The following is a 2,832-nucleotide window of genomic DNA, read 5'->3' as shown; positions in this document are numbered from 1 at the left end:
TCCCCACGGCGCTGCCGGCCGAGCTTCTGGACGAGCAGCCGCTTGGCCAGCACCTGGTCCTCGCGATCCTCGCGGGGGAACCCCACCTTGCGCTCCACCCTGATCCCCGCGGGAAGGGCGTCGACGGCGAGCTTGGCCGTCTCGGGGTATCCCGCACGCTCGGCTCGGATCGCGGCCAGGGCGGCCTGCCCGCCGTCGCCGACCCCGTGGGCACCGTCGGGGCCGTCGAGGAACGCCTCGATGCCGCGCATGCGCGTGGCGGCGAGACCGTACTGCATGGCCACGAGCGCCCGCAGGACGCTCCGGCCCAGGTTGGTGGCCATCGCGCGCGGGTCGATCCCCTGGCGGATGGCCGCGGTGGTCAGCGAGTTGCGCATCGAGAAGAACTGACCGAAGTCGTCGCCGTCCTTCCAGTAGAAGTCGGCGTGCCACACGGCCGCCCCCTGCAGGGTGCAGGTGGGCATCCCGGCCTGACGGCACCGCAACCCGTACTCGATGTCGTCCCACTGGAAGAAGTACGGCAGGGGCAGCCCGACCCTCTCCACGGCCTCCCCCGGCACCAGACAGGACCACCACGCGTTGTACTCGGCGTCGACCCGACGCTCCTGCCGGCTGTCCACCACGGACTCGTCGCGTAGCGCGAATTCGTCCGCGTCCAACCCGCCCTCGAGCTGATCGAGCTGCGTGCGCTCGGCCGAGACCAGCAGGTAGTCCGGGTTGAACAGGTACAGCATCTGCGCGCCGACGAGCATCGGCTCGCGGGTGACGGCCGCGAAGGCGAACAACCGCAGCACCGTCTCGGGCTCGACCCTCACGTCGTCGTCCATCAGCAGCACGTCCACCGGCCCGGTGGAACCCGGGGCCGTGGCCTCGAACATCCCGCGGCTGAACCCGCCGGCGCCGCCGAGGTTGGGCTGGCGAAGATAGTGCAGCCGCTCGCCGAACTCCCCGGCCGCGCGCCGGAACGCCTCACGCGTCTCGACCAGGTCGGTGCCCTGATCCGTCACGTAGAGGTCGTCGATCAGCTCGGCCACCAACGGGTCCGAGGCCAGCGAGTCGACGGTGGCGGCGCAGTCGTCCGCCCTGTTGAAGGTGCAGATGGCCACCGCCGCGCGGCGGGCCGGGCTCGTCGTCGTCACACTCCACGTCACCTCGGACACGGTCGCCGCCGCGTCCACGGCGTGGAACTCCAGCCACATCGCGCCACCGTCGACGAACGTGTCCACCGGCACGTGCAACGCCGCCATGCCGTCCCCCTGGTGGTGGAACACGTCCACGGTGCGCACGTGGGCCCCGATGTCGGATGCGCGGACCAGGACGTCGAGGCGCCCCTCGGACTCCACCGCCACCCGCACGGTGAGGCTGGTGACCGTGGTCCAGCGCTGCCAGTAGGAGGCCTCGAACCGGCCGAAGTAGGTGTTGGTGTCGACGACGGCCCCGGCGTCCAGGTGCACCTCGGCGCGCGTCCGGCGCACGACCCCCCGAACGATCCGCGAGTACAGGTCGTCGTTGACCCACCTGCGCGGGCCCGAGAACAGGGTGCGCTGCAGCAGCAGGTCGCGCTCGTCGGGAGTGGAACCGGCGTCGGCACCTGCGGCTGTCACGGTGGTGGCGTCCATGTGGCGGGTGCTCCTGGCAAGTCGGTGCGGAGGTCGTCTCACTCCCGGGCGGCTGGTGGCCCGGGCGCGCCGTCCAGGCTAACCCCCGACCGGGCGGCAGCTCGGGAGGCGGTCAGCGCACCCGGAAGATCACGGTCCGCTGGACGATGAAGTTGGTGACCGTGGCCACGCCCTGCGCGATGACGTAGCCGATCGTCGTGGCCCAGAAGGTGCTCCAGCCCAGATCGTGGAACCACGGCACCAGCAGCATGAACAGGCCCCACTGCACGCCGAACATCAGCGCGTACAGGCCCATCGTGGCGACGAAGCGGGCGCGGGAGGGCTCGGCCTGGAAGGTCCACCGGCGGTTGAGCGAGTACGCCGTGAGGGTGCCGGCCACGAAGGACAGAGCCTTGGCGGGGCCGTAGCCCAGGCCGAACAGCATCAACAGCTGCAGCAGGCCGTAGTCGACGACCGCCGAGAGGACGCCCGTGAGGAAGAAGCGGGTGACCTGGGTGCGGAAGTCAGTCGGTCGTGCCGGATCGGATTCGTGGCGGGCTTCGAGCGGGTCGACGGCTCCGCGCAGGGAGTCGAGGACGGAATCGTCCGGGATGTCCGCGCCGCCGGTAGGTGTACTCACCAGGACAGCGTAGGTCCCGGCCGCGCCGGTGGGACAACGCCGGTTCACCAGAGCCGGTAGGACGACGCAGCGTGAACACCGGCACGACGACTTGTGCTCCGCTCCGTGACCTGGCATTATTGCTCCATCGCGCGCCCACCAGCGCGCCTCTGGTCGAACAGACGGGCGGCACATCCGCCGAGAGCGTTCGATTCCGCAGGAGCGATCAGTTCCGGCCACCCCATCTCCACACGGCGTCCACACCACCAGGTCCGCGCCACTCCCCCGGGTGAGCCGTCGTCGTCTCCGCATCGCCAGCAGGACTCGTCGGCACCGCCCGTGGCGGCCTGTCGTCGATCCTCCTACCCGACGACCAGGAGTAATCCCATGTCCCAGTACCGAAACCCGACCCTCAACAACGCGCCGACCGTGTTCTCGTACACGCCGACCGGCCGGGCCATCCCGACGTCCTCCCCGTTGCGCACGCCCAACCGTCGCCCGGCGGCGCCCTCGTGCACGCCCACCGGTCGGGTGGTCCTCTCGACGCCGACCACACGCGGCTCCGCCTGAGCGGACCGCCTGTAGCGGACTCGGCGCGGGTCCGCTACAGGCGGA

3 protein-coding genes are annotated in these 2,832 nt (G+C 70.8%); all 3 read right to left on the bottom strand.

Translation table 11 applies throughout. The features are described 5' to 3' along the window. A partial coding sequence (locus G6027_RS15595) for a glycosyltransferase (protein WP_241727182.1) occupies positions 1–1,619 on the bottom strand: 1,619 nt, incomplete at its 3' end. Between the two features lie 112 nt (positions 1,620–1,731). After that, positions 1,732–2,238 carry a GtrA family protein gene (locus G6027_RS15590; RefSeq protein ID WP_095717086.1) on the bottom strand — a complete coding sequence of 169 codons (507 nt, stop codon included), beginning with the start codon at positions 2,236–2,238 and terminating at the stop codon, positions 1,732–1,734. 341 nt (positions 2,239–2,579) lie between these two features. Next, positions 2,580–2,832 (bottom strand): hypothetical protein (locus tag G6027_RS15585; protein ID WP_206682500.1); only part of this gene is annotated, 253 nt, incomplete at its 5' end.

This window comes from Dietzia sp. SLG310A2-38A2 (assembly GCF_014145095.1).
GTDB lineage: Bacteria > Actinomycetota > Actinomycetes > Mycobacteriales > Mycobacteriaceae > Dietzia.
The sequence above is the reverse complement of the archived record's forward strand: the minus strand, read 5'-3'. Positions and strand labels throughout refer to the sequence as shown.